Annotated in this window: 29 protein-coding genes; 21 read left to right on the top strand and 8 right to left on the bottom strand. The window is 67.3% G+C overall.

The features are described from left to right. Positions 1–16 precede the first annotated feature (16 nt). Positions 17–1,246: a winged helix-turn-helix domain-containing protein gene (locus CSW63_RS20335; RefSeq protein WP_062099274.1), complete on the bottom strand. Its 1,230-nt coding sequence runs from the start codon at positions 1,244–1,246 to the stop codon at positions 17–19. 119 nt (positions 1,247–1,365) lie between these two features. Between CSW63_RS20335 and CSW63_RS20330 the strand changes: the two genes are divergently transcribed. Continuing rightward, on the top strand, positions 1,366–2,214 hold the full coding sequence (locus tag CSW63_RS20330) for an aldose 1-epimerase (protein ID WP_062099252.1): 849 nt from the start codon (positions 1,366–1,368) through the stop codon (positions 2,212–2,214). 12 nt (positions 2,215–2,226) lie between these two features. On the opposite strand, the gene CSW63_RS20325 is transcribed toward CSW63_RS20330, so the two are convergent. Further along, on the bottom strand, positions 2,227–3,528 hold the full coding sequence (locus tag CSW63_RS20325) for a lytic murein transglycosylase (protein ID WP_062099250.1): 1,302 nt from the start codon (positions 3,526–3,528) through the stop codon (positions 2,227–2,229). A gap of 208 nt (positions 3,529–3,736) precedes the next feature. Here CSW63_RS20325 and ykgO point away from each other — a divergent pair, with 208 nt between their 5' ends. The 5 genes from ykgO to CSW63_RS20300 all read left to right on the top strand — a co-directional run bounded on the left by ykgO (position 3,737) and on the right by CSW63_RS20300 (position 6,157). Beyond that, a complete protein-coding gene (gene ykgO, locus CSW63_RS20320) occupies positions 3,737–3,862 on the top strand; it encodes a type B 50S ribosomal protein L36 (RefSeq protein WP_004616427.1) in 126 nt (41 codons plus the stop codon). Further along, positions 3,862–4,479: an HAD family phosphatase gene (locus CSW63_RS20315; RefSeq protein WP_062099248.1), complete on the top strand. Its 618-nt coding sequence runs from the start codon at positions 3,862–3,864 to the stop codon at positions 4,477–4,479. The genes ykgO and CSW63_RS20315 overlap by 1 nt, the downstream gene beginning before the upstream one ends. A gap of 74 nt (positions 4,480–4,553) precedes the next feature. Further along, positions 4,554–5,429 carry an NAD(P)-dependent oxidoreductase gene (locus tag CSW63_RS20310; RefSeq protein WP_062099246.1) on the top strand — a complete coding sequence of 292 codons (876 nt, stop codon included), beginning with the start codon at positions 4,554–4,556 and terminating at the stop codon, positions 5,427–5,429. A gap of 75 nt (positions 5,430–5,504) precedes the next feature. Beyond that, the gene (locus CSW63_RS20305) at positions 5,505–5,774 is read left to right on the top strand and encodes a DUF2312 domain-containing protein (protein ID WP_010921151.1); all 270 of its coding nucleotides are present in this window, start codon (positions 5,505–5,507) and stop codon (positions 5,772–5,774) included. 47 nt (positions 5,775–5,821) lie between these two features. Continuing rightward, positions 5,822–6,157, top strand: a complete 336-nt coding sequence (locus CSW63_RS20300) for a hypothetical protein (protein ID WP_062099244.1) — start codon at positions 5,822–5,824, stop codon at positions 6,155–6,157. Between the two features lie 134 nt (positions 6,158–6,291). Here the strand turns inward: CSW63_RS20300 and CSW63_RS20295 are convergent, their stop codons facing one another. Next, positions 6,292–6,384 carry a hypothetical protein gene (locus CSW63_RS20295; RefSeq protein WP_062098146.1) on the bottom strand — a complete coding sequence of 31 codons (93 nt, stop codon included), beginning with the start codon at positions 6,382–6,384 and terminating at the stop codon, positions 6,292–6,294. Next, the gene (locus tag CSW63_RS20290; protein ID WP_062098206.1) at positions 6,384–7,853 is read right to left on the bottom strand and encodes a sigma-54 dependent transcriptional regulator; all 1,470 of its coding nucleotides are present in this window, start codon (positions 7,851–7,853) and stop codon (positions 6,384–6,386) included. Before CSW63_RS20290 ends, CSW63_RS20295 begins: the two co-directional genes overlap by 1 nt. Before the next feature lie 293 nt (positions 7,854–8,146). Here CSW63_RS20290 and CSW63_RS20285 point away from each other — a divergent pair, with 293 nt between their 5' ends. The 10 genes from CSW63_RS20285 (at position 8,147) to CSW63_RS20240 (ending at position 18,135) form a co-directional block, all read left to right on the top strand. Further along, positions 8,147–8,800 carry a hypothetical protein gene (locus CSW63_RS20285; protein ID WP_062098147.1) on the top strand — a complete coding sequence of 218 codons (654 nt, stop codon included), beginning with the start codon at positions 8,147–8,149 and terminating at the stop codon, positions 8,798–8,800. Between the two features lie 49 nt (positions 8,801–8,849). Further along, the gene (locus tag CSW63_RS20280; protein WP_062098148.1) at positions 8,850–10,640 is read left to right on the top strand and encodes a M3 family oligoendopeptidase; all 1,791 of its coding nucleotides are present in this window, start codon (positions 8,850–8,852) and stop codon (positions 10,638–10,640) included. Positions 10,641–10,781: 141 nt separating this feature from the next. After that, positions 10,782–12,128, top strand: a complete 1,347-nt coding sequence (locus CSW63_RS20275; protein WP_062098151.1) for an AarF/ABC1/UbiB kinase family protein — start codon at positions 10,782–10,784, stop codon at positions 12,126–12,128. A 170-nt stretch (positions 12,129–12,298) separates the two neighbouring features. Continuing rightward, positions 12,299–12,772 (top strand): PaaI family thioesterase, encoded by a 474-nt coding sequence (locus CSW63_RS20270; RefSeq protein WP_062098153.1) that lies wholly within the window; start codon positions 12,299–12,301, stop codon positions 12,770–12,772. 3 nt (positions 12,773–12,775) lie between these two features. Continuing rightward, positions 12,776–13,699: an alpha/beta fold hydrolase gene (locus CSW63_RS20265; protein ID WP_062098155.1), complete on the top strand. Its 924-nt coding sequence runs from the start codon at positions 12,776–12,778 to the stop codon at positions 13,697–13,699. 138 nt (positions 13,700–13,837) lie between these two features. Then, on the top strand, positions 13,838–14,773 hold the full coding sequence (locus CSW63_RS20260; RefSeq protein ID WP_099503946.1) for a glycosyltransferase family 9 protein: 936 nt from the start codon (positions 13,838–13,840) through the stop codon (positions 14,771–14,773). 62 nt (positions 14,774–14,835) lie between these two features. Continuing rightward, positions 14,836–15,066 carry an aa3-type cytochrome c oxidase subunit IV gene (locus tag CSW63_RS20255; RefSeq protein WP_062098159.1) on the top strand — a complete coding sequence of 77 codons (231 nt, stop codon included), beginning with the start codon at positions 14,836–14,838 and terminating at the stop codon, positions 15,064–15,066. Between the two features lie 118 nt (positions 15,067–15,184). Next, positions 15,185–16,327: a Re/Si-specific NAD(P)(+) transhydrogenase subunit alpha gene (locus tag CSW63_RS20250; protein ID WP_168193701.1), complete on the top strand. Its 1,143-nt coding sequence runs from the start codon at positions 15,185–15,187 to the stop codon at positions 16,325–16,327. A 25-nt stretch (positions 16,328–16,352) separates the two neighbouring features. Next, positions 16,353–16,688: a proton-translocating transhydrogenase family protein gene (locus tag CSW63_RS20245; RefSeq protein ID WP_047403586.1), complete on the top strand. Its 336-nt coding sequence runs from the start codon at positions 16,353–16,355 to the stop codon at positions 16,686–16,688. 28 nt (positions 16,689–16,716) lie between these two features. Further along, complete coding sequence (locus tag CSW63_RS20240; RefSeq protein ID WP_062098161.1) at positions 16,717–18,135, top strand: NAD(P)(+) transhydrogenase (Re/Si-specific) subunit beta; 1,419 nt, start codon at positions 16,717–16,719, stop codon at positions 18,133–18,135. 134 nt (positions 18,136–18,269) lie between these two features. On the opposite strand, the gene CSW63_RS20235 is transcribed toward CSW63_RS20240, so the two are convergent. Continuing rightward, on the bottom strand, positions 18,270–18,623 hold the full coding sequence (locus CSW63_RS20235; RefSeq protein ID WP_082749646.1) for a UrcA family protein: 354 nt from the start codon (positions 18,621–18,623) through the stop codon (positions 18,270–18,272). A 393-nt stretch (positions 18,624–19,016) separates the two neighbouring features. On the opposite strand from CSW63_RS20235, the gene CSW63_RS20230 reads away from it, so the two are divergent. The 4 genes from CSW63_RS20230 to CSW63_RS20215 are packed head-to-tail and all read left to right on the top strand — an operon-like array spanning position 19,017 to position 23,185. Next, on the top strand, positions 19,017–19,787 hold the full coding sequence (locus tag CSW63_RS20230; protein ID WP_082749651.1) for a M23 family metallopeptidase: 771 nt from the start codon (positions 19,017–19,019) through the stop codon (positions 19,785–19,787). A 58-nt stretch (positions 19,788–19,845) separates the two neighbouring features. After that, positions 19,846–20,802, top strand: a complete 957-nt coding sequence (locus CSW63_RS20225) for an alpha/beta fold hydrolase (protein ID WP_082749648.1) — start codon at positions 19,846–19,848, stop codon at positions 20,800–20,802. A gap of 38 nt (positions 20,803–20,840) precedes the next feature. After that, positions 20,841–21,758 carry an ABC transporter ATP-binding protein gene (locus CSW63_RS20220; RefSeq protein WP_062098166.1) on the top strand — a complete coding sequence of 306 codons (918 nt, stop codon included), beginning with the start codon at positions 20,841–20,843 and terminating at the stop codon, positions 21,756–21,758. Continuing rightward, complete coding sequence (locus CSW63_RS20215; protein ID WP_062098167.1) at positions 21,755–23,185, top strand: ABC transporter permease; 1,431 nt, start codon at positions 21,755–21,757, stop codon at positions 23,183–23,185. The genes CSW63_RS20220 and CSW63_RS20215 overlap by 4 nt, the downstream gene beginning before the upstream one ends. A 186-nt stretch (positions 23,186–23,371) precedes the next feature. Here CSW63_RS20215 and rpsU read toward each other — a convergent pair whose 3' ends face one another. Then, positions 23,372–23,605 (bottom strand): 30S ribosomal protein S21, encoded by a 234-nt coding sequence (rpsU, locus tag CSW63_RS20210; RefSeq protein WP_024265935.1) that lies wholly within the window; start codon positions 23,603–23,605, stop codon positions 23,372–23,374. Between the two features lie 181 nt (positions 23,606–23,786). Here rpsU and CSW63_RS20205 point away from each other — a divergent pair, with 181 nt between their 5' ends. Then, on the top strand, positions 23,787–24,464 hold the full coding sequence (locus tag CSW63_RS20205; protein ID WP_062098169.1) for a COQ9 family protein: 678 nt from the start codon (positions 23,787–23,789) through the stop codon (positions 24,462–24,464). Between the two features lie 11 nt (positions 24,465–24,475). On the opposite strand, the gene rcdA is transcribed toward CSW63_RS20205, so the two are convergent. Both rcdA and CSW63_RS20195 read right to left on the bottom strand, forming a co-directional pair. Further along, complete coding sequence (gene rcdA, locus CSW63_RS20200) at positions 24,476–24,985, bottom strand: protease adaptor protein RcdA (RefSeq protein ID WP_062098171.1); 510 nt, start codon at positions 24,983–24,985, stop codon at positions 24,476–24,478. A gap of 182 nt (positions 24,986–25,167) precedes the next feature. Beyond that, the gene (locus CSW63_RS20195) at positions 25,168–25,374 is read right to left on the bottom strand and encodes a DUF1192 domain-containing protein (RefSeq protein ID WP_062098174.1); all 207 of its coding nucleotides are present in this window, start codon (positions 25,372–25,374) and stop codon (positions 25,168–25,170) included. Positions 25,375–25,386: the final 12 nt, after the last annotated feature.

Raw genomic sequence — 25,386 nt, 5'->3', positions numbered from 1 at the left:
GCATTTTTACAATGGTTTACAGTCGGGTCGAGCCGAGTTCGCTCTGTTCGTCAATCGCCGAACCCAAGACGGGGGCGAAGTCGCCGACCGGTTTCACCTCGACGCGGGACAGCCCGAGCCATCCCGCCATCAGGCTCAGTTCCTCGGCCAGGGCGCGAGGGGTGTCGCCGTCGGCGGCCGGCTCGGCGTGCGCGGCGAGAACCCGCAGGACTCCCGCCTTCCGATCGGCCTTCAGATCAACCCGGGCGGTGATCGCCTCGTTCTGCAAGAAGGGCAGGACGTAGTAGCCGTGAGTGCGCTTATGGGCCGGCGTATAAATCTCCAGGCGAACCCGGACGCCGAACATGCGCTCGGTCCGCTCGCGAAACCAGATCAGGTTGTCGAACGGCGACAACAGCGCGTTGGCCTTGATCGACCGAGGACGCCGCGCCTGCGGCCAGAGATAGGCGGGCTGATCCCAGCCCTCGACCGCGACCGGGGTCAGCAGGCCTTGATCGACCAGGGCGGCCACGCCCTGGCGCGCATCGACGAGGCCGAGCCGGAAGTAGTCCCGCAGGTCGCGCTCGGTCGCCACGCCCATGGCCTTGGCGGAAATCATCAGGAGGGCGCGACAGGCTTCGTCGCGGGACGGCGTCGGGGCTTCGTGTATCGCCTTGGGGAGGACACGCTCGGGCAGGCCATAGACCCGCTCGAAGCTGTTGCGGCGGGTGGCGGTGGTCAGCCGCCCCGTCCAGAACAGGCACTCCATCGCCCGCTTGCCCTCGCTCCAGCCCCACCAGCCGCCCGCGCCCTTTGCGCCGAGATCCAGTTCGGACGCGGCCAGCGGTCCGCGCTGGTCGACGGCCTCGAGGGCCTGATCGATGAAGTCGGCATGGCTCCGCAGGAACTTGGCGACGTTCTTCCAGACCCCAACCCCGTCTTGGGCGTCCTTCATGCGCCAGCGCAGGAACGGGTGCGTGGCGAGCGGCGTCAAGGACGCCTCGTGCCCCCAGTATTCGGCCAGGGCGGGTTTGCGCCCCCAGGCCAGATCCTCAAGCAGACCGCGATCATAAGGTCCCAGCCGGGAGAAGAACGGCAGATAGTGCGAGCGCGAGACCACGTTGACCGAGTCGATCTGCACCACGCCGAGCGCCTCGATGGTGGACAGCAGATGTCTGCGGCCGGGGTTGTCCGGTCGCGGTCGCCCGAATCCCTGAGCCGCCAGCGCGATGCGCCGCGCTTCCTTGGCGGTGAGGGTTTCGACCATGAACACAGTTGAGCCCGCGCCGACGAGGCGCGCAAGGTGTTGAGACCGCTACCATCAGGCTTGGCGAAGAGGGCGAATGGACCTACCGATGCGGCCGTCGGTTCCAGGGAGCAGAGGTCATGGTCGCGATCGAGACGGGAGATTCCCGCCTGGTGTTCGCCCCCGAGGTCGGCGGCGCGGTGGCCGGCTTCACCGTCGCTGGGCGAGACGTGCTGCGGCCGACGCCGGGCGGATCGACCGACGCCTTGCTGACGGCCTGCTTTCCGCTGGTCCCGTTTTGTAATCGTATCCCCCACGGCCGCTTCCAGTTTCAGGGACGCGAGGTCGTCCTGCCGCCCAACCTCGGGGATCATCCTCATCCGCTGCACGGCCAGGGCTGGCGGCGGCCCTGGTCCGTACAGAGGGCCGAGGGCGGCGAAGCGGTGCTGACCTTTGATCACGCGCCCGGCGACTGGCCGTGGGCGTATCGGGCCGAGCAGCGGTTCGAGCTTCGCGAGGCGGCCTTTCGGGTGACGCTGAGCGTGACCAACACGGGCGACGCGGTGATGCCTGCAGGCCTTGGGTTCCACCCCTATTTTCCCGCGCGGCCCGGCGAGCGCCTGACGGCGGCCCATGACGGGGTCTGGATGATCGACGCCGACGTGTTGCCCACCGTCCACCACGCCGGACCGTGGGGGCCGGATTGGGCGACGGGCGCGCCGGTGGCGGGCCATGACCTGATCGATCATTGCTACACCGGCTGGACTCAGCGCGCGGTGCTCAGCGCGCCGGGCCAGCCCGACACGGTGGTCAGCGCTTCAACGGACTGCGCCTGGCTGCATGTCTATGTGCCTCCCGAAGAGGGCTATTATTGCGTGGAGCCCTGCGCGAGCCGTCCCAATCCCTTCGGCGCGGGGGAGACCGGCATGGCCGCGCTGCGGCCCGGCGAGAGCCGCTCGATCTGGATGGAGATCGCCGCCGGGCGGTGAGCCGCGTCAGACCTAGGGTGTTATGCCCGCCTGGGCCTTCAGGCGGGCGACCATGTCGTTGGACAGGTAGCCGTCGGCCGGGAGTTGCTGGCTCTGTTGCCAGGCGCGCAGGGCGCGGCGCGTGCCGGCGCCGATGACGCCGTCGGCGGGCCCGGGGTTGAAGCCCACGCGCGCCAGCGCGATCTGGGCCGCTATGCGGTCCGACATCGACAGCGGCGTCTCGACCGGCCACGGCGTGACCAGCGGCCCGCCGCCCGCGAACCGATCGGCCAGCAGGCCGATGCCCAGGGCGTAGGACGTCGAGTTGTTGTAGGTCCGGATCGCGAAGTGGTTGGGCAGCGCCAGGAAGGCGGGTCCCGCCGCGCCGGCCGGCAGGATCAGCATGGCCGGCGAAGCGGCGTCCTGAGCGGTCCAGGGCAGGCCGTCGGCGCGTCGAACGCCACGCGCCTCCCACCAGGCCGGAATTTCCCTGGGGCCTTCGGTGACCGAATAGTCGAAGCCGGGGGGCAGGATCACTTCCTTGGCCCAACCCACATTGCGCTTCCATCCGCCGTGGGCGAGCAGGTTGGCGGCGGAGGCCAGAGCGTCGGCGTCCGATCCCCAGATGTCCCGGCGCCCGTCGCCGTCGAAGTCGACGGCGGTGGCGCGATAGCTGGACGGAATGAACTGGGTCTGGCCCATGGCTCCGGCCCAGGACCCCTTCAGTTGGGCGCGCGTCACCTCGCCCGAGTCGATGATCTTCAGGGCGGCGATCAGTTCGCCCTCGGCCCAGGCGCGGCGGCGACCGTCGGCCGCCAGGCTGACCATCGAGCGCACCACGTCGAAATTGCCCTGTAGCTGCCCGAACGCCGACTCCATGGCCCAGACGGCCAGAAGGATGTCGCGCGGCACGCCATATTGCGCCTCGATCGGCGGCAGGAACGCCAACTGCTCGCGCTTGTTACGGCCGATCGCGACCCGGTCATCGCTGATGACGCCCCGGATATAGTCGCCGACCGGCTTGGAGAACTCCGGCTGGCGGCTGTCGAGACTGATCACCTTCGGATCGGGAATCACCCCGCTCAGTTCGCGATCCAGCAGCGCCGGCGACAGCCCGGCGGCGAGGGCCCGGCCGCGGAAATCCTGCATCCAGGTGTCGAAAGCCAGCTCGCCGGCGGGAACAGGCGTCTGCGGCGTAGGCGCCGGAGCGACGGGCGTCTGCGGTTTCGGCGCGGGCGAGGGCGGCGGGCTGATGGCGGTCAGCGGCCCCTGCGGAGACGTATCCGCGCAGCCGGCGAGCAAGAGAACGAGAAAGACGCGACGATCCATGGCCATGCGAGGAAGCTACCGGGGTTCGAGGGAAAGCTTCAATCACAAGCGCGCCAGACGGGTGAAGTTCCCGCCGCGTGGCGCGAAAGGCCCAGGAGCGCATTGACTCACGCCCCCGTCCTGACTATACGCACCGCCTCCGAAACACCCGGACGTTCCGGCCGTCGTCTTGTGCGCGCCCGAACCTCTCCGCTGAGTACAGACAGAGACGGTCATGAAGGTTCGCAGCTCGCTGAAGTCGCTCAAGGGTCGCCACCGCGACTGCAAGATGGTCCGCCGCAAGGGCGTCATCTACATCATCAACAAGACCGACCCGCGCTTCAAGGCCAAGCAAGGCTGATGACGGGCTCGCCTCCCAGAGCCGTGCTCTGGGATGTTGGCAATGTCATCGTGCGCTGGGACCCCCGCGCACTGTATGCGAAGATCTTCGAGGAACCGGCCGATCTCGACCGGTTCCTTTCGCATGTCTGCACCCTGGAATGGCATGTGGCGCATGACCGGGGCGTGTCGTTCGCCGACAACGCCGCGCCGCTGATCGCGCGCTTTCCCGAACATGAGGCCGAAATCCGGGCCTGGGACGACCGTTTCGACGAGATGCTGTCGGGGCCGATCCCCGAGACGGCAGAGGTCATCGACGCGCTGGCGGCGCGCCAGGTTCCTCAGTTCGCTCTGACCAACATGCCGCAATCGAAGTGGCCGGTCGTCCAGGCGATCTCGCCCGCGCACTTCGGCCACTTTCGCGACGCGGTGGTTTCGGGAGACGAAGGGGTGATCAAGCCTGCGCGCCGGATCTACGAGATCGTGCTGGAGCGAACCGGGCTATCCGCACAGGACCTCCTGTTCATCGACGACAGCGTCGCCAATATCGCCGCTGCGGAGGCCCTCGGCTTCCACACCCATCACTTCACCGACCCCGGCGCCCTGCGGGGCGCGGTCGCGGCGCACGGCTTGATCTGACAACGGCTTTCCTCGCCATGGCGTGATGGGGCGGTGACGCCTATCTGGGGGCGAGTAGGATTCGGAGCCTCTCCATGAACATCTCAATGATCGGCCTTGGCGCCATGGGCGCGGCCATGGTCCGCAATCTGCTGGCCAAGGGGATGAAGGTGACGGTGTGGAACCGGTCGCCCGCCATCGTCGAGGCGCTGGTCGCTGAGGGCGCCGTTCCCGCCGCCGACGCCGACGAAGCCTTCAAGGCCGATATCGTGCTTTCCATGCTGGCCCACGACCAGGCGGTGAGGGAGGTGTTGGTTGATAGCGGCGTCCTGGCCCGGGCGCGCAAGGGCGTGGTCCACGTCAACCTCGCCACGATCTCGACCGCCCTGGCCGGCGAGCTCGCCACCCTGCACGCCGAGCTCGGCCTCGGCTATGTCGCCTCTCCGGTGTTCGGGCGCCCGCTCGTCGCCCAGGCCGGGGCGCTGAACGTGCTGGCGTCCGGCGCGCCGGACGCCGTCGCAACGGCCATGCCGGTCTTGGAGCAACTGGCCGCCAAGGTCTGGCCGCTGGGCGAGGACCCCGTCCGCGCCAACGCCCTGAAACTGGCCGGCAACTTCATGATCGTCTCGGCCATCGAGTCGATGGGCGAGGCCGTGGCCCTGGGCGAAGCCTACGGCGTTCCGGCCCCTGAGTTGCTGGACATGCTGAGCAGCACCCTGTTCGCAGCCCCGATCTACAAGATCTACGGCGGCATGATCGCCGAGCGACGCTACAGCCCGCCTGGCTTCGCGGCTGAGCTGGGCCTGAAGGATGTGCGCCTCGTGCTCGACGCCGCTGAGGCCAAGGGCCTTTCGATGCCGCAGGCCGATCTGGCCGAGGCCAGTCTGGAGATGTTGCTCGACGGGGACGACAAGGGGCTCGACCTGGCCGCCCTGGCCGAGATCGCGAGAGGACGTGTGGACGGCCGCTGAATCGCGCTTCCCAGCGGCGCGCCTTCGAACTAGGTTCCGCGCCTCCGATTTCCAGCCTTTTCCGCGAGACCGCCCATGGCCGACGACGCCATTCCCCACACCGACGTCCTGAACTCGACCGCCCAGGGCCAGCTGAAGTCGATCATCGAGCGCGTTGAGCGCCTGGAGGTCGAGAAGGCCGAGATCATGGAGCAGATCAAGGAAGTCTACGCCGAGGCCAAGGGCAACGGCTTCGACGTGAAGGTGCTCAAGAAGGTGGTCCGCATCCGCAAGCAGGACCGCGCCAAGCGCCAGGAAGAAGACGCCATCCTGGATCTCTATCTGTCGGCGATCGGCGAAATCTAGGTTTTTGAGAGTGCGTCGGCGCGCGCGGTCGGGGATACTCCCTGCCGATGCGCGCCAAGCCGCCCGATCCGAAAGAACAGGCCAAGCGGGCCGCGCTGAACGCTCTGAAGCGCGCGCGTCGCGCGGCTGAGAAGTCAGGCGTCGAACTCTCCGAGTGGGAGGGGGAGTTCCTGACCAGCGTCGCCCAGCGGGTCGAGACCTACGGCCGGGCCTTCGCCGATCCCGAAAAGGGCGCGCGCGGCCAGGCCCTGTCAGGCAACCAGGCCATCAAGCTGAAAGAGATCGCCCGCAAGGCCAAGGGCGAGAAGAAGCCGATGAAGCGCGGCAAGGGTTTCCAGCGTCGCGGGCGACCGGAACCTGAACCGGAGGTCCAGGAAGACTGATCGCAATTCGGCCTCGCCGTCAGCCCCGGCTAGAGCCTTTAGCCCGAAATCGGAGTCGATTTTGGGCGTTAAAAAGGCTCTAAATCAAATACTTAGAGCGTGAGAATAGCCGAAACCGGTTCCCACTTTCGGCCTCACGCTCTAGGCTTCACCGTCGCGCGGGCCGGCTTGAGCAGGGCCTTCAGGCGCTGTTCGCGCGACAGCGGGCGCAGGATCAGCGGGCTCATCAGCCCGCTTCCTTCATGTCGACCTCGATCCCCTGCTCGCGAACCTTGCGATAGAGGGTCGAGCGTCCGATGCCGAGGCGCCGGGCGACTTCGCTCATGTGGCCGGCATAGACATCGATGGCGTGCTGGATCAGGTCGCGCTCGATCTCCTCCAGCGTCCGCAGATGGCCGCGATCGTCGAGAATGCGCACGGGCGCTTCGGTCCCGACGGCGGCCGCCATGGCCGCGTGAGTCGCCTGCAGCAGCGCGGCGGGCGGCGGCGCGGGCGGGATCGAGACCGCCTCGATCGGCGCGGCCAGACCTGAGATCGCCGGGAAGTCGAACGGCTGCAGATATGGGGCGTCGGCCAGGACGATGGCGCGATAGACCGTGTTTTCGAGCTGACGGACATTGCCGGGCCAGTCGAAGCTGGTCAGCAGCCGCATCGCCTCGGGCGAGGCACCGATGACGCGCTTGCCTTCCTCGACATTGAAGCGACGGATGAACGCCTCGACGAGCGCAGGGATATCCTCGCGACGTTCGCGCAGGGACGGAGCCTCGATCGGGAAGACGTTCAGGCGGTAGTAGAGGTCCTCGCGGAACCGGCCGGCCGAAACCGCCTGGTGCAGGTCGCGGTTGGTGGCCGACACGATGCGGACGTCGACCTTCAGCGAGCGCTTGGAGCCGATTGGATCGATCTCGCCCTCCTGCAGGGCGCGTAGCAGCTTGACCTGCATGTCCAGCGGCAGTTCGCCCACCTCGTCGAGGAACAGGGTGCCGCCGTCGGCTTCCTTGAACTTGCCCAGGTGCTTGTCGGTGGCGCCGGTGAACGCGCCCTTCTCGTGGCCGAACAGGATCGACTCGACGAGGTTCTCGGGAATGGCGCCGCAGTTCACGGCCACGAACGGCTTGCCGGCGCGATCCGACGAGCCATGCACCGCGCGGGCGATCAATTCCTTGCCAACGCCGCTTTCGCCGGTGATCAGCACGGGGATGCCGCTCTTGGCGGCCCGCTCGCCCATGCGCTTGACCATGGTCATGACCGGCGAGGCGCCGATCAGGTCCGCGAAGGTGGTCTTGCCGCCGGCGCGCTTGGTCAGCCGTTCGACCTCGCCCTTCAGGTCGCCCATCGACAGGGCGTTGCGGATCGACACGGTGATCCGTTCGGGGGAGGCGGGCTTGATGAAGAAGTCGCAGGCGCCGGCCTGCATCGCCTTGACCACGGTGTCGACGCCGCCGCTGGCGGTCAGCACGATCACGGGTTGCTGGAAGCCGCGCGCGCGCAACTCCTTCAGCGTCTCCTGGCCGTTCAGGCCGGGCATGACGAGGTCAAGCAGGATCACATCGGCTGGCGCGCCGGACGTCAGGTGCGCGATCGCCGCGTCACCGCCTTCAGCGTGCGAGACCGCGAACCCGTCGCGCTCGAGCACCGCTTGAATCAACCGACGTTGTGTCGGGTCGTCATCGACGACTAGGACCGTTTTGGTCATTGAAACATCCACCAGAACCGGCCGTGCCCACATGGAGCAGGGCTCTTGTTGGCTCAGAGTGATACAGCTCTCGGGTAAACACCGGCTTTCAGAGAGGTGTCGCGAACCTTAAACATTATAGTTAACAGTGACTTCCCAGCATCGAAGGGTGTGGCCGGCCGCGAAGGCGCCGGAAAGCTCGACCTGATCTCGCGCCGCGACGTCGATCATCGCGCTGGACTTCCACGCCCATGCTGACGGATCGTGGATCAGGGCCTCGCGCGGCGTGCGAGGCCGAGACCCGGGGGGGCGTCATGTTCGTTGGGCACTATGCGGGGGCGTTGGCCGCCAAGGCGATCGAGCCGCGCGCGCCGCTCTGGAGCTATGTGCTGGCCTGTCAGGCCATGGATATCGCCTGGGGCGGCCTGCTCATCGCCGGCGTCGAGAAGGCGTCCGTCGATCACAGCCTGCCGGGCAGCGCCCTGATCCTTTCGCACATGCCCTATACGCATAGTCTGCCGGCGGCGGCGCTTTGGTCCGTCGCCGTGGCGACCGCGCTGGTTCTGCTCTTGAAATTACCCCGGCGGGCGGGCCTGTTCATCGGTCTGGCCGTTCTGTCGCATTGGCTGCTGGATTTTCTGGTCCATCGCCCGGACCTGCCGCTGATCTGGAGCGGACCCAAGGTCGGCCTGGGCCTATGGAACCACGCCGTGCTCGAACAGGCCGTCGAGATGGGCCTGCTGGGGATGGCCGGGGCCGCCTGGGCTTGGCGACGCGGTCAGCAAGGACACGGCTGGGCCGGGGCTGTCGGCTTCCTGGGTTTTCTGCTGGTCTTGCAGGTGGTTCCAATGCTGAAGCCGCTCGCCGGCGACCCGGTCGGCCTGGGCGGTTCGGCGGTCGCCACCTATCTGGCGACATGCCTGGTGGCTGTTTTCGTCGAGCCGCGAACCGGGAAAGCGCGGGTCTAGGGGGCTGGAGCATTGCGCCTGTGGGGGCCGCAGCCCTATCTGCTGCCCTATGAACGCGCCCTTCAAGCCCGACACCCCGCCCGAATGGAATCTCGGCGATCTCTACGCTGGTCGTGACGATCCCCGCATCGAGGTCGATCTGGCCGCCGCCAAGGCCGCCAATGACGAACTGGCCTCGCTGGAGGGCATGTTCCTGGAGGCCCGCAAGGAGCCCCAGCGGCTGGGCGTGCTGCTGGATCGCGGGATCACCCTCTACGAGCAGGCGACCAACGGCCTGTGGGGCGTGGGCGCCTATGCAGGTCTTGCCGCTTCGGTCGCGCGCGACGACCCGGCCTGGGCCAAGTTCGAGGCCGATCTGCGGGCCCGCTCGTCGCAGATCGCCGCCGAAAGCCTGTTCTTCACGCTGGAGCTGAACCAGCTGGAGGACAGCGAGATCGCCAAGGCGCTGGAGGCCCATCCCGAGGCCGCGCGCTGGACGCCGTGGCTGCGCCGCGTGCGTCTGTCGCGGCCGCATGAGCTGTCGCCGGAGCTGGAGCGGTTCATCGTCGACAAGGCTCCGGCCGTCGCCAACTGGGTGCGGCTCTACGACGAAACCCTGGCCAAGCTGACCGCCAAGGTCGGCGACGAGACCCTGACCCTCGCCGAAGCCCTGAACCGCCTGTCGGACCCCAGTGTCGACCGTCGCAAGGCCGCCGCCGATGGCCTGGCCAGCGCCCTGCAAGAGCGCGCCTCGACCCAGGCGCTGGTCTTGAACACCCTGGCCTTCGAAAAGCAGGTCGAGGACCGCTGGCGGCGCTATGAGACGCCCGCGCAGTCGCGCCACCTGGCCAACGAGGTCGACGCCGACGCTGTCGACGCCCTGGAGCAGGCGGTGGTCGAGGCCTATCCGCGCCTGTCGCACCGCTACTACGCGCTGAAGGCCAAGGTCATGGGTGTCGACTCGCTGGACTACTGGGACCGCAACGCCCCGCTGACGGCCGCCGCGCCCCGCGCCTATCGCTGGGACGAGGCCAAGGGCATGGTGCTGGAGAGCTTCCAGGACCTGGCGCCCAAGTTCGCCGACGCCGCCCGGGTCTTCTTCGACAAGCCCTGGATCGACGCGCGGCCCCGTCCGGGCAAGCAGTCGGGGGCCTTCGCCCACCCGGTGACGGCCGACCGCCATCCGTTCGTGTTCATGAACTACATGGGCGAGCGCAGGGATGTCCTGACCCTGGCGCACGAGCTGGGTCACGCCGTTCACCAGACCCTGTGCCAGCCGCTGGGCACGCTGCTCGCCGACACACCGCTGACCCTGGCCGAGACGGCGTCGATCTTCGGCGAAGGTCTGGTGTTCGACCGGCTGCTGGCCGAAGCCACGCCCGAGGACCGCAAGGGCCTCTTGGCCGGCAAGATCGAGGATGGCCTCAACACCGTGGTGCGTCAGATCGCCTTTCACAGGTTCGAACGCCGCTTCCACGAGGCGCGTCAGGACGGCGAGCTGTCGCCCGATCAGATCGGCGCCCTATGGCTGGATGTCATGGGCGAGAGCCTGGGGCCGGCGGTCAAGCTGAACGCTGGCTACGAGCACTACTGGGCCTATGTCAGCCATTTCTGCCACGCGCCGTTCTATGTTTACGCCTATGCCTTCGGGGATCTGCTGGTGCGGGGGCTGATGGAGAAGCGTCGCGAGGATCCGGAGCGGTTTGCGCCGCTTTATGAGCAGTTGCTCGCCGCTGGGGGGACCAAGACCTATGTCGAGGCCCTGGCCCCGTTTGGGCTCAACCCGCGCGAAAAGGCGTTCTGGGCCGCCGGCTGCGCCCAGCTGGAGCGGCTGGTGGATGAGTTTGAAGCCTTGGTGTGAGCGTCCTTCTCCCCTTGCGGGAGAAGGTGGCCGCCGCAGGCGGTCGGATGAGGGGTTTCTCCGACCGTCCGCGCGACCCCTCATCCGTCGCTTCGCGACACCTTCTCCCGCAAGGGGAGAAGGGATTGGAGCGTTGATCTGATGGTGCAAGATCCCGAACGCGACCGCCTCTCCGGCCGCCTCTCACGCTTCGCCAAGGTCGGGGCGGGGCTGTCGGGCGCCGCCGTGTCCTACGGCGCCAACCGGATGTTCGGCGGCGACGAGGCCGACGCGCGCAACGCCAAGGCCCTGAAGGCGGCGCTGGGCGGCTTGAAGGGGCCGCTGATGAAGGCGGCGCAGATGTTCGCCACCGTGCCGGACCTCCTGCCGCCCGAGTTCGCCAAGGAGCTGGCAGAGCTGCAGACCAACGCGCCTGCGATGGGCTGGCCGTTTGTCAGGCGGCGTATGGCGGCCGAGCTTGGCGCTGATTGGCAGGCGCGGTTCGCCAGTTTCGAGCACGAAGCCGTTGCGGCCGCCTCGCTGGGTCAGGTTCACCGCGCCACCACGCACGACGGCCGCGCTCTGGCGGTGAAGCTGCAATACCCGGATATGCAGAGCGCCGTCGAAAGCGATCTTGGCCAGCTACGCGCCCTGATCTCCCTCATCAAGCGCATGGACGGCGCGCTCGACCCGTCCGAGGCCATTGTCGAGATCGGCGACCGCCTGCGCGAGGAGCTGGACTACGCCCGCGAGGCCAAGCTGATGGCGCTGTACGCCAACTTCTTCGCCGACCGCGCGGACATCCGCACCCCATCGCCGGTCCCGGAACTTTCGACCGGACGCCTGCTGTCGATGACCTGGCTGGACGGTCAGGGCCTGCTGGCGTTCAAGGCGGCCCCCCAGGCCGTGCGCGACCGCATCGCCGCCCTGCTGTTCGAGGCCTGGTGGAGCCCCATGACCCATCTGGGGATCATCCATGGCGATCCGCACCTTGGGAACTACACCTTCGCGGGCGAGGGGGCCGCGCACCTGAACCTTCTCGACTTCGGCTGCATCCGCATCTTCCCCCCGAAGTTCGTGGCGGGGGTTGTCAGGCTGTACCGGGCGCTCGCCAATGATGATCGCGCCGAGCAGGTGGAGGCTTATCGCAGCTGGGGCTTCCAGGGGCTCAGCGATCCGCTGGTCGACGCGCTGAATGTCTGGGCGCGGTTCATCTACGGCCCCCTTCTGGACGACCGTGCGCGCACGGTCGCCGACGACGTCCCGCCCGGCGAATACGGTCGGCGCGAGGCCTTCAAGGTGCGCCAGGCTCTCAAGGCCGTCGGCGGCGTGACGATCCCGCGCGAGTTCGTCTTCATGGACCGCGCCGCGATCGGCCTGGGCGCGGCCTTCCTGCACCTGGGCGCCAGCCACAACTGGAAGCAGCTGTTCGAGGCCTCGCTGGAGGGCTTCTCCGAAGAGGCCGTGGCCGCACGCCAGGCCCAGGCGCTGGCGGCAGTGGGGCTGTAGGCGCAGCCGTCCCTAGGGCGCGTGAGGTTTAAGTGTAAGCGGCTAAACCGCTCGAACGCGCCCTAAGTGTATGAAATAGAGCGTATTTATCTGGTTTGGATGATGCCATCTAAACCAGACAGGCTTTAGGGAAGGCTTTCCTTTTTTCAAACGCTTGTTAGCCTGACGTCATGTCCGACGATCTGACAGACGCCCAGACAGCCGCGATTCCGGACGGCTTCTCTCAACTTAATTGGTCGCGGGGCTTTGGTCGCCAGATCGGGCCGCTGTTCGAGCACCGCGAGGGGCCGGGTCAGGCGCGCCTGGCGTTTCGGGTCGAGGAGCACCACACCAACGGCCTGGGCAATTGCCATGGCGGCATGCTGATGAGCTTCGCCGACATGGCTTGGGGGCGGATCATCTCGCTGCAGAAGTCCTACAGCTGGGTCACCGTACGCTTGATGTGCGACTTTCTCTCGGGCGCCAAGCTGGGCGACTGGGTGGAAGGCGAAGGGGAGTTGATCGGCGAAGAGGACTTGCTGTTCACGGTTCGCGGCAGGATCTGGGCGGGCGACCGGACGCTGATCACCGGCACAGGCGTCTTCAAGGCGCTGAGCCCGCGAAAGCCGCGACCCGGCGAACTGGCTTACAAGGAACAGGCGTAACCGATGGCCGACGATCAATCTGCGCCCGCGTCGCTGCTGGCGCCGTTCCACGGCGCGCCGCCGCCCGCGCCCGCTTGGTTCGACGCCGCGATCGCCGAGACGCCCGAGCGCGCGATGATTGCTGTCGAGGGTGCGAACATTGAGCTTCTCACGTGGGGCGAGGTGGGCAAGCCGGGCCTCCTGCTGCTGCATGGCAACGGCGCCCACGCCGATTGGTGGAGCTTCATCGCGCCCTTCTTCTCCAAGGACTGGCGCGTGGCGGCGATCTCCTGGTCGGGGATGGGCGGCAGCGACTGGCGCCCGGCCTACAGCGCCGAACTGTTCGCGACGGAGATCTTCGCAGCGGTGGAGGCGGCCGGCCTGGAGGCGGGCGGCGTCAAGCCGATCGTCGTCGGCCATTCGTTCGGCGGGTTCCCGACGCTCTACTGCGCCGCCCGCCATGCGGACCGGCTGCGCGGGGCGATCCTGCTCGACACCACCATTCAACCGCCCGAAAAGCGCTGGAAAGGGCCGCCGCCCCGATCAGGCAAGGGCGCGCCGGTCTATGCGACGCTGGAAGAGGCGCTGACCCGCTTCCGGCTGGCGCCGCCCCAGCCGTGCGACAACCTCTACATCGCCGATTTTATCGCCCGGCGCTCGCTGAAGGAAACCGCCGAGGGCTGGACCTGGAAGTTCGATCCGGACCTCTGGCGGAACTTCAAGATGCCGGATCTGGGGGATTTGCTGCCCCAGATCGCCTGTCCGACCGCGCTGGCGTGGGGTGAGCGCTCGAACCTGATGACCGATGAGACGCTAAACTACATGGTCGGACGGATGCCCTCCAGGGTCCTGAAGCTCGCCATTCCCGACGCCGATCACCACGTGATGGTTGATCAGCCCCTGGCCTGTGTCGCCGGGCTGCGCGGACTGCTGTCAAACTGGCCCTGACCGGCCGCCCTAGGTGACAACCTCCGCGGCGCTCGCTAATCGGCGGGACCCCCTCGCCGAGAGACGACCGTCTTGCCCGCAGAGAAGTCCCCAGGCTCCGTCCTCGTCTACGCGCCGGATCGCGGCATCGGCGACCTGATGTGGCACCTGCCGACGATCCGAGCCATCGCCGCGACCACGCCCGAAGGCCAGGTGGTGCTGGTCGCGCGGCCGTCGAGCCGGGCCTCCGAGGTCCTCAAGGTCGAGCCGTCGGTGGCGCGGGTGGTCTACGCCCCCCACTACAAGGATCGCCTGAAGGGCGTGCGCGAGACTCTGGACTTCTACCGGATCTGTCGGGCGGAGGCGCCGCGCGCGGTGTGGATTCTTGAAAAGATCGACCGCCCCGCCATCGCCGCAGCCCTGGCGGGCGTGCCGGAGCGACGAGGCTTTGGCTTGGGCCATGGTCAGGTGCGTTTCCTGACGACCGGACCCTTCCTGCCTAAGACGATGCGCCCGGCCCACAGGATCGAGAAGCTGGACGCCTTCGAACGGGCGCACGGTCTTGTCGTCGCCAGCCGCGAGCCCGCGCTCCGGCTGGATCCCGAGGCGGTGGCGACGGTGCGGACCCGTTTCGCCGATCGGCCCGGCCCCTGGCTCTGCCTGGGGATCGGCGCCAGCGAGCCCGCGCGGACCTGGCCGGCCGAGCGTTTCGCGCAGGCCGCCCGGCGACTCGCCGATCTGTTCGGCACGGTGTTCTGGGTCGGCGGTCCGCACGAGGCTGGGATCGCCAGGGCTGCGATCGGTGACTTGCCGGGCAATGTTGTGGCCTGCGACCTGCCGCTGGACCAGTCGGCGGCGCTGATCTCGCTGGCGGCCGGGTTCCTCGGCAACGACTCGGGCGCGCTGAATGTCGCCGCCGCCGTCGGCACGCCCTGCGTCGGATTGATGGGCACGGCGCCCGTGCCGGCCTATTCGCGCTGGCTGTCGCGCCTGGATGGCGGGCAGGGCCGCATTTCGGATATTACGGTCGATGAAGCGGTCGCGGCGGTCCGTGCGCGCTTCGTGGCCGAGCGCTGGGGCGATGCGCGCGCTTGAGCCTTCGTCGCCCGCGTTGTATCGGGCGAACTCGGTTTCTTCTTTTCTCCTGAGGACGACACATGGCCGGCGACTATCACCGCGGTGAAATGGACATCCACGAGCAAGCCGCCACCTACGCGGCGTTCGGTAAACTGACGAAGTGGGGTTCGCTGGCCGTCGCGGTCCTGCTGCTCTTCATCACCCTGCTGTTCTGCACGCCGGCCGGCTTCATTGGTAGCGCTATCGCCTCGGTCGTCCTCCTGGTGGCGGGTGTGCTGCTCCTGAAGGAAAAGCCCGGCTCGAGCCATTGACACCGGTGGCCATCGGTAGAATTTTTCCCTGACCTCCACGTCATGCCTCGACAAGAGGCAAGACTATCCCCTACAGAGCCCCTCATGCTGGTGAGGTAACACCGCTCTGGGGAGGGGAATGCCGATGGCCGTCATCGCCGTCACGAAAGAAACCCGCGCCAACGAAACGCGGGTCGCGGCCACGCCTGAAACCGTCAAGAAGCTCGGCGCCGCCGGCTTCTCGGTGGTGATTGAGGCGGGTGCCGGGACGGCCGCGTCCTATCCGGACGCCGACTACGAGGCCGCCGGCGCCAAGATCGCCAAGACGGCCAAGGACGCCCTGAACGACGCCGACATCCTGTTCAAGGTGCGCGCGCCTGAGTCGTCCGAGATCGCGGCGCTGAAAAAGGGCGCGATCGTCGCTGCGGCGCTGAATCCGTATCAGGACAAGGAAACGCTGGACGCCCTGGCCAAGGCGGGCGCGACGGCGATCGCCATGGAGTTCATCCCGCGCATCACGCGTGCGCAGGTGATGGACATGCTGTCCTCTCAAGCCAACCTCGCCGGCTACCGCGCCGTGATCGAGGGGGCCGAAGCCTATGGCAAGGCCCTGCCGATGATGATGACCGCTGCGGGCACCGTCGCTGCGGCCAAGGTCTTCATCATGGGCGTGGGCGTCGCTGGCCTGCAGGCCATCGCGACGGCTCGCCGTCTGGGCGCGGTCGTGACCGCCACCGACGTGCGTCCGGCCACCAAGGAGCAGGTCGAGTCGCTGGGCGCCAAGTTCCTGGCCGTCGAGGACGAGGAGTTCAAGAACGCCCAGACCGCCGGCGGCTACGCCAAGGAGATGTCCAAGGAGTACCAGGCCAAGCAGGCAGAACTGGTCTCCAGCCACATCGCCAAGCAGGACATCGTCATCACGACGGCCCTGATCCCGGGGCGTCCCGCGCCGAAGCTGGTCAGCGCCGCGCAGGTCGCCTCGATGAAGCCGGGCTCGATCCTGGTCGACTTGGCGATCGAGCAGGGCGGCAATGTCGAGGGCGCCAAGCTCAACGAGACGGTCGTCACCGCCAACGGCGCCAAGATCCTCGGTCACGCCAACCTGCCGGGTCGGATCGCCGCCGACGCCAGCGCGCTCTACGCCCGCAATCTGCTGGCCCTCTCCTCGCTGTTCATGACCAAGGAGGGCGCCTTCGCCCCCAACTTCGAGGACGAGATCCTGCAGGCCGCCGTCGTCACCCGTGACGGGGCGATCGTCCACCCGAACCTGAAGACCGCCTAACTCCAGAATCGAAAGGGAGGCTCCCATGGAAGCCGTCGACCCCACCGTGTTCCGTCTGGCGATCTTCGTGCTCGCCATCTTTGTCGGCTACTACGTCGTCTGGAGCGTGACACCCGCGCTGCACACGCCGCTGATGGCCGTCACCAACGCCATCTCGTCGGTGATTATCGTCGGCGCCCTGCTGGCCGCAGCGGCTCATGGCGCCAATTCCGACCTGGCCGGCGGCGCCGTCGCCGGCTCGACCTGGATCTCCAAGGGGGCCGGCGCCATCGCTGCGGCCTTCGCGGCGGTCAACATCTTCGGCGGCTTCTTGGTCACCCAGCGCATGCTGGCGATGTACAAGAAGAAAGAGAAGAAGTGAGCGGGCGAGAGCAGGGGGAACCAGTCCAATGAACGCCAATCTCGCCGCCATCCTGTACCTCGTCTCAGGGGTGCTCTTCATTCTCGCGCTGCGCGGCCTGTCCAGCCCCGTGACCAGCCAGGCGGGTAACCGCAACGGCATGATCGGCATGGCCATCGCCGTGGGGACCACCCTGGCCACGCTCTGGAGCCAGGGCGCTCTGGACGTGGTGACCCTGGGCCTGATCCTCGGCGGCGTCGCCGTCGGGGGCGCGGTAGGGGCCGTGATCGCCCGCAAGGTCGCCATGACCTCGATGCCGCAGCTGGTCGCCGCCTTCCACTCGCTGGTCGGCATGGCCGCCTGTCTGGTGGCGGTGGCCGCCATCTACACGCCCGGCGCCTACGGCATCGTCGGCGAGGACGGCGCCATCCACCTCAACAGCCTGATCGAGCTGTCGCTGGGCCTGGCCATCGGCGCCATCACCTTCACCGGTTCGGTCATCGCCTTCGCCAAGCTGAACGGCAACATGGGCGGCGCGCCGATCCTTTTGCCGGCCCGTCACCTGCTCAACATCCTCATCGCGGCCGCCATCGTGGCCCTGATCGTGGTGCTGGTCGCCAGCGGCGGTTCGGCGATCTGGGCCTTCTGGGGCATCTTCGCCCTGAGCCTGCTGATCGGCGTCACCCTGATCATCCCGATCGGCGGGGCGGACATGCCGGTCGTGGTGTCGATGCTGAACAGCTATTCCGGCTGGGCGGCGGCGGCGCTGGGCTTCACGCTCGAGAACACCACCCTGATCATCACCGGCGCGCTCGTCGGCTCGTCGGGCGCGATCCTGTCCTACATCATGTGCAAGGGCATGAACCGCTCGTTCGTGTCGGTGATCCTGGGCGGCTTCGGCGCCGACGCGGCGGCGGCCGGTCCTGGCGGCAAGGTCGAGACCCGTCCCGTCAAGCAGGGCTCGGCCGACGACGCGGCCTTCATCATGAAGAACGCATCGAAGGTCATCATCGTCCCGGGCTACGGCATGGCCGTCTCCCAGGCCCAGCATGCTCTGCGCGAAATGGCCGACAAGCTGAAGGAGGAGGGCGTCGAGGTGAAGTACGCCATCCACCCCGTCGCCGGCCGGATGCCGGGCCACATGAACGTGCTGCTGGCCGAAGCCAACGTGCCCTATGACGAGGTCTTCGAGCTGGAGGACATCAACAGCGAGTTCTCGACGGCGGACGTCGCCTTCGTGATCGGCGCCAACGACGTCACCAACCCGGCGGCCAAGACCGACCCGACCAGCGCCATCTTCGGCATGCCGATCCTGGACGTGGAAAAGGCGCGCACGGTGCTGTTTGTGAAGCGCGGCATGGCCTCGGGTTACGCCGGCGTCGAGAACGAGCTGTTCTTCCGCGACAACACGATGATGCTGTTCGGCGACGCCAAGAAGATGGTCGAGGGCATCCTCAAGGGACTCTGATCCCAGGTCATCGGAACGACGAAGGCCCCGGCGACGCCGCCGGGGCCTTTTTCGTGTCTAAAGCAAAGGCCTCAGGGTTACCTGAGGCCTCTGTCGCGGGGTGGTGTGGGGGAGTGTGGCGTCGGTCTTGGCGATCACTGAGCCGCCATCTCAACCGCCATGGCGCGCTTGGCTTGAACCAGGGCTTGGCGTTGGGGCGTCGACAGTTGGCGCTGGGCTTCGCGATGGACTTCCATCTTGCACTGGCCGAACGACATATTGAGGTCGTTGTTGCGGAGCTTGGCGCGGCAGAGCGCCGTGCCGGCCTGGTCGACGCGCGCCTTGAACACCGAGGCCTGGGCCGGGTTCGACAGGTTCAGGTCGGACACCACGATGGTCACGCTCGGGTCACGCTCGGCGGCGTTGGCGGCTTGGGTCAGGCCCAGGATCGGCACGGCGGCCAGGCTCAGGGTGGCGACGGTGGTCAGGCTCATGATGAACTTGCGCATTTGAAGTATCCCTCTGGTTGGGCGCTTTTCCGTGCGCCGATGAATATTGAATACCTGCGAGGGTGCTCGAAGTCCCGTTACGTCTCAGTCATGACGTGTAATTAAGAGAATTACGGCTCTTTAATATTATAAAATAGCTGTAATGTTCTGTGTGTAGTTGAGACTGCTGGGGTGGCGGCGCCAACACGGTTCGCAAATGGTTAAGTTGCGCCCCGTTTTCGCCCCATGCGACATTCATACACGCCGCCGATTCACCATCCCGAAAGGTCAAGCATGAGAGCAAGATCGCCCAGACGCGGTCCTCTCGACTGACCGAACGTCGAAGAGGAAGCGGTTTTGGTCTCCAGGAGCTTGGCTCTCTCGCCTCAGCACTTGCGCGTGGCGTTGTTCTCGATGCTGGGCGTCGCCGCGATGGCGGGTGCGCTGAACGGCGCCGTCGCCATGGGCGAGTGGGTGGCGCGCGCGCCGTTGAGCCAGACGCCCCCCGCGCCCGCTCAGCCCGCGCCCGAGCTGGAGCCTGAGGTCCAGGCGCCGCCGCCGGCCTTTGTCTTTGACGCCCCGCTCCCTGGCCGGGTCATCAACTCGCCGTTCGGCTTGCGGCAGCTTCCGTGGGAAGAAAGCGGCCGGCTGCATCAGGGCGTCGATATCGCCGCGCCCGCCGGCGCGGCGGTGAAGGTCGCGGCCGACGGGGTGGTCAAGACGACCGGCGTCAGCGCCACCTATGGCCGCTACGTCCTCGTCGTCCACAAGGGCGGCCTTTCGACAATGTACGCGCACCTGGCGCGGCCTGCGCAAGGCGTGAAGCGCGGCGCCTATCTTCGTCGAGGTCAGACCTTGGCCTTCGTCGGTAATTCGGGCCGCTCATCGGGCTCGCATCTCCATTTCGAGATCCGCAAGGGCGACAAGCCGCTCAATCCCAGCTTCTTCATGGGGCGCTCCTTCGCCGAGGCCGATGACCTGCCGTTGCGTGCGGCTGGCCGCGTGTCGCGAAAGGTCCACAAGGCGACGGTGTCGCGTTGGCCCCCGGGTGTGGCGAAGTCCGCCAAGGGGCAGGTTCAACTGGCGCGTCTGAAGAACGGACGTGTCCGGGCCACGCTTCCCGTGGCCACGGTTCCGGCGCCGGCCGCTTCGACGGGCTCAAGTTCGACCGACGCGGCGATTTAAGGTCGAAACTGATATCGCCGGTCTCGACCGTTCGCGAACCGCCACTACATTGGACGCCATGATCCAGTTTTTCGGTCGGGGCGCGGCGGTCCTTGCTCTTGTCCTTGTGTTCTACATCGCCGCAGGCGGCCTGATGAGCGCGACCGGAGCGCCGAAGCTGCGCGGCCAGATGGTCGAGATCGAGCCCGGGCGCGCCTTGCGTCTGGTCTGCGAAGGGCCCAGCAGCGATCGTCCCGTCGTCTGGCTGGAAGCGGGGGCCTTCGGCTTCGCCGCCGACTGGGGCGCCACCCAGGCGGCGCTGACAGAGGCGGGCTGGCGCTCTTGCGCCTATGATCGGGCGGGCATGGGCTTTTCACCGAAGGGACCGAGCCCGCGCGACGGCCTCGCGATCGTTTCGGATTTCGAGAAGCTGGTCGCCGCGTCCGGCGAGCCGGGTCCCTACATTCTGGTCGGCCATTCGATGGCGGGGCTACGCTTGAGGGCGTTCTCGGGCCGCAATCCCGACAAGGTCGCCGGCCTGGTCCTCGTCGACGCGGCGACGCCCGAGGCCGCTTTGAACCCCTCGATGCAGGGCTTCATCAAGACCTTCGCCCGCGTGTCGAAGTGGGCCGCCGTCGGCGCCTCGCTGGGGCTCTACAAGCCGCTGATCCATACGCGCCTGGGCGACAAGATCGATCTGCCGCCCCCGGCCAAGGCCGAGAAGGGCTGGGCGTTCGCCAACGGCCAGCACAACCGCACCTCGGCGGAAGAGGTGGGGCTGTGGGCCGAGGCCTCGGCTCAGGCCGCCGCCGAGCCGCCGTTCGATCCCAAGTGGCCGCTGGCGGTGGTGACGGCCGGCCCGGTGGCGGGACGCGAGCTACGCAAGGAGATGCAGGCCGCCCCAGCGCGTCGCTCCGAGCACGGCTATGTCGACCATGTCGAAGCGGCGACCCATACCTTGCTGATCGGCCGCCGCTTCGCCGACCACATCGTACGCGCGGTGGCCTTCGTGGCCGACGCTCGCCAAAAGGGCTGATACAACCAGAGCGCAGGATCGATTCGGAGAGCCGTCTCATGGTCAACGCCGTCACCCTGGAAGGGGTCTGCAAGACCTATGACGACTTCCACGCCGTGCGCGACGTCAGCTTCGAGGTTCCCGCCGGCCGGATCACGGGCTTCCTTGGCCCCAATGGCGCGGGGAAGACCTCCACGCTTCGCATGATCCTGGGCCTGCTGCCGCCGACCGCCGGGCGCATATCGGTGCTCGGCGCGGACGACGCGACCAAGGTCCGTGACCGGATCGGCTTCCTCCCCGAAGAGCGCGGCCTCTACAAGCGCATGACGCCGGTCGACGCCATCGCCTTCTTCGCCGGCCTGAAGGGCGTGCCGGAGGCGGAGGGGCGCAAGCGGGCTCAGGTGCTGTTGGAGGCCCAAGGCCTGGGCTTTGCGATGAAGCGGCCGATCAAGGACCTTTCCAAGGGGATGGCCCAGAAGGTTCAGCTCCTGTCCGCCTTGGCGCACGAGCCTGAACTGGTCGTGCTGGACGAGCCGTTCTCCGGTCTGGACCCGGTTAATCAGCAGGCGCTGGAGACGATGATCCGCGAGATCGCGGCGCGCGGGGCCACCGTGCTGTTCTCCACCCACGTAATGCAGCACGCCGAGCGGCTCTGCGACAAGGTCGTCTTGATGGCCCGCGGCCGCAAGGTGTTCGACGGCGACGTCGCCACCGCGCGTTGCGCCGCGCCGCGCGCGCTGGTTCTGGAAGGTGATCTCCTGGCCGAGGAGGTCGCCGCCCTGCCGGGTCTTGGCGAGATCACGTCCGAACCTCTGCCCGAAGGCGGCTGGCGCCATGTGGCGCGCTTGCCTGAGATCGGAACCGGACAGGACGCCCTGAAGGCGGCGTTCGCGCGGGATCTGTCTTTGCGACGGTTCGAGCTCAAGGAGCCCAGCCTGCATGACGCCTTCATCGTTCTGACCGGAGGCCAGGCATGAGCCGTCTGCTGAAGATCGCGCGCCGGGAGTACCTGGCCTATGTCCGCACGGTCGGCTTCTGGCTGTCGATCATCGCCTTGCCGCTGGTGATGGGGATCAGCAGTTCGGCTCCGCTGATGATGATGAAATCGGCCAAGCCCGAGCGCCTGGCGATCATCGATCTGACCGGTCAGGGCTTCGCGCCCGCCATCGCCAAGGCCATGGCCGAGGATCAGGATCGCGCGACCGCGAGAGCTCTGCGCGCGGCGGCGCTGTCATCGGCGGGTCCCGAGGCGCAGGAGGCCGTCCGCAAGGCCCAGCTCCAAGGCGGCGACGCCGCCGGACGCGAAGCCCTGGCGCGCTTCAACCCCACGGCCGCCGCGCGCTTCAAGCCGCCCAAGGTCGACGCTGTCGTCCTACCTGCGCCGCCGGAGGCGCGAGCCGCCAGGACGCCCGCCGAAGCCGGGGCCATCGCGCGCCGCGAGGTCGGCGAGAAGCGCCTCGACTCGATGTTGATCGTCAGCGGGCGCGATACCGACGTGACCCTGGATCTCTGGAGCCGCAACCTCGCCGCGCCCGTGCTGGAAAGCGATCTGCGTCAGACGGTCACCGAGATCATGCGCGAGCGGGCCTTGGCCCGGGCGGGGGTTTCGCAGGAGACCCTGAGCAAGGCCGATGCTCTGAAGCCGGCCTTCAACAGCCTGTCGCCCAAGGCCGCTTCCGGCGCCAAGGTGGCGCTGCGCGATCGCCTGCCGACCTACGTGGGCCTCGCAGCGGGCTTCCTGCTGTGGTCGATGGTGATGACCGGCGCCAGCATCCTGCTCAACAGCGTGATCGAGGAGAAGTCGAGCAAGATCCTCGAGGTCCTGCTGTCGTCCGCCTCGGTCCCGGAGATCATGGGCGGCAAGATCCTCGGCGTCGCGGGCCTGACCCTGACGGTGATGGGCGTCTGGGCCATGGCCGGCTGGGTGGCCTTGATCAACTTCGCGCCGGGCCTGGCGGGTGATCTCGCCGCCGTGCTGCTGGGCAAGGGCCTGGTGTTCTACTTCGGGGCCTATCTGGTGGGAGGCTATCTGATGTACGCGGCCTTGTTCGCGGGCGTCGGGGCCTTCTGCGAGACCCAGCGTGACGCGCAGACCCTGCTGGGGCCGATCATCCTGGTGATGTCGATCCCGATCATCTTCATGAGCCAGGCGATCCGTTCGCCCGACTCGCCGATTCTCTCGACCCTGTCGTGGATCCCGCCCTTCACGCCGTTCCTGATGCCCGTGCGCATCGCCAGCGATCCGCCGCTCATGCAGGTGGTGGGGACGACGATTCTGATGGCGGTGACGACGGTGGCCCTGGTGGCGTTTTCGACCCGGGCGTTCCACGTCGGCGCTCTGGCGACGGGCAAGATCGACCTGAAGACCCTGATCGGCCGGATCGTCCGCAAGCAGGCCGCCTAGAGCGTGACGCCGAACCTGGGAATCGGTTTCGGCGCGAGTCACGCTCGAAATGTTTGACTTAGAGCCTCGCTAGCCCGAGGCCGAAACGATCCCTAAGCCGAAATGACCCCAGAGCCGAAACAACAAAGGCCGCGCGGATCACCGCGCGGCCTTCGAAATCTTCAGCGATGCGAAGAGAAGCGGGTCTTACCGGCCCGGCTTCTTCGGCATCGGCAGCAGGCCTTCGCGCTGGGCGCGCTTGCGGGCCAGCTTGCGCGCGCGACGGACGGCTTCGGCCTTTTGGCGCGCGCGCTTTTCCGACGGCTTTTCATAGTGCACGTGCCGCTTCATTTCGCGGAACGAGCCTTCGCGTTGCATCTTCTTCTTCAGGGCCTTGAGCGCCTGATCGACGTTGTTGTCGCGGACGAAAATCTGGACCAGGGGTATCTCTCCATTCGACAGCCCGACCAAAATTCCCAAGTCCCTCTTGAGGGGCCGGGCGGGCGAATAAAACCAGTGCCCCGGAAGGGGTGCTTCCAGGCGATGAGGCGGGGCTGATAGCAGAGCCAACGGCGGCTGTCCATGCGCGACGCGGCTTAAACCACGGTGTAGACTCGGATTCATGAGCGAAACCGTCGACACCTCCGGCCAAGCTTCCGATCAAGCTGGCCTGAACTGGGCCGATCAGGCCGAACAGCGCGTTCTGGACGAGGCCCTGCGTCTCGCGCCCAAAACCGGCTGGAACAGCGGACTCGTCAGCCGCGCGCTGGCGGCGGCCGGACTTTCGGACGCCGAGGGGCAGTTGCTGCTTCCGGAAGGGCAGCGAGACCTCGCCGCCCTGCTGTCGCGACGCCATGACGCGGCGGCGCTGGCGCGTCTGCAGGCCTTCGATGTCGCCGCGCTGAAGATCCGCCAGCGAATCCGCGAGGGCGTGGTCGCCCGACTCGACGCGGCGCAGGAAAACGCCGACGTTCTGCGCCCGCTGGCGACCTTCCTGGCGTTTCCGACCAATCTGGCGCTGGCCTTGAGGCTCACCTGGGAGTCGGCCGATGCGATCTGGCGCTGGGCCGGCGACACGGCCACCGACGAGAACCACTATTCCAAGCGGGCGATCCTGTCGGGAATCTTGATCTCGACCCTGGCGGTCGACATGGCGTCGGGCCGCGTGTCGGCGCTGTCGCATCTGGACGCGCGGATCGACAACGTGATGGCCTTCGAGAAATGGAAGGCGGGTCTGAAGCCGATGGACCTGGCCAGCGAGATGGTCTCTGCGCTGGCCCGGATGCGGTTCGGCAAGTAGGCGAGGGGGGCTTAGCCCCCGAACGCGGCGGTCAGGCGATCGAGATGGGCCTGCACGGGGCGCGGGGCTTCTTCGTTGGGGGCTTCCACGTACATGCGGCGGTCCAGATGGCGGACGCGCTCGTAGAGGCGCTCTGAGCGCTGCAGCAGGTTCATCAGGCCAAAGGGCAGTTCCTCGACGGCCGGCGCATCGCCAGGAGCTTCCTCACCCAGGCGATAGGCTTCGGCGCAGGCGGCCTCAGGCGGCATCTCGCCTTCGCGGACGGCGCGCTGCACCAGAAGCCACGACGCCACCTGCATCAGGCGTGTGGTCAGGCGCATGCTTTCGGCGGCGTAGCCGAGGGCGGCGTTGCGGGACAGAATTTTGCTGTCATGGCGCCCGGCGCCGTCGAGATAGGCGGCGGTCTCTTCGACCAGCTGCATGCCTTCCTCGAACGTCCGGTCGAACAGTTCCGATCGCGCGAAATCCTGGATCACTCCAGCGCGCCAAGGCGTGTCCGCGAACGCGTTCACTTCGGTCATAGCTACTCAATGCCCCTTCGAAAGGCCGCGAGAACGTCTCGCCTGACGACCGAACTGCAACGCCCGTGCCAGAGCCAACCGTCCCGTTTCGCGACCCGCCCCTTTCGAACCGACCTAAAACCTCTGAAGGCGGAACACCGCCTTAAGCCGCCAGTAACCTCACCGAAACCTTAAAGGAACCGTTAGTCCAGGCGACCAAACAGCGCATTGGCCGCGTCACGACCGGCCTTTTTCTTGGCCAGCTGGGCCTTGGTGCGCTCGATTTCCGCCTGCAGCGCGGCGATGCGCTCCTCCAGTTCCGAGACGCCGTAGACCTCCAGGTCCTCGTGGGTCGTCTCGTTCAAGGCGCGTCCGCTGAAGGCGCGGGGTTCCGCAGGCTCCTCGAACATCGGCTTTTCTCC

Source organism: Caulobacter sp. FWC26, from assembly GCF_002742645.2.
Classification (GTDB): Bacteria; Pseudomonadota; Alphaproteobacteria; order Caulobacterales; family Caulobacteraceae; genus Caulobacter.
Note: the sequence above shows the minus strand (reverse complement) of the source record. Positions and strands in the feature narration are given on the sequence as shown.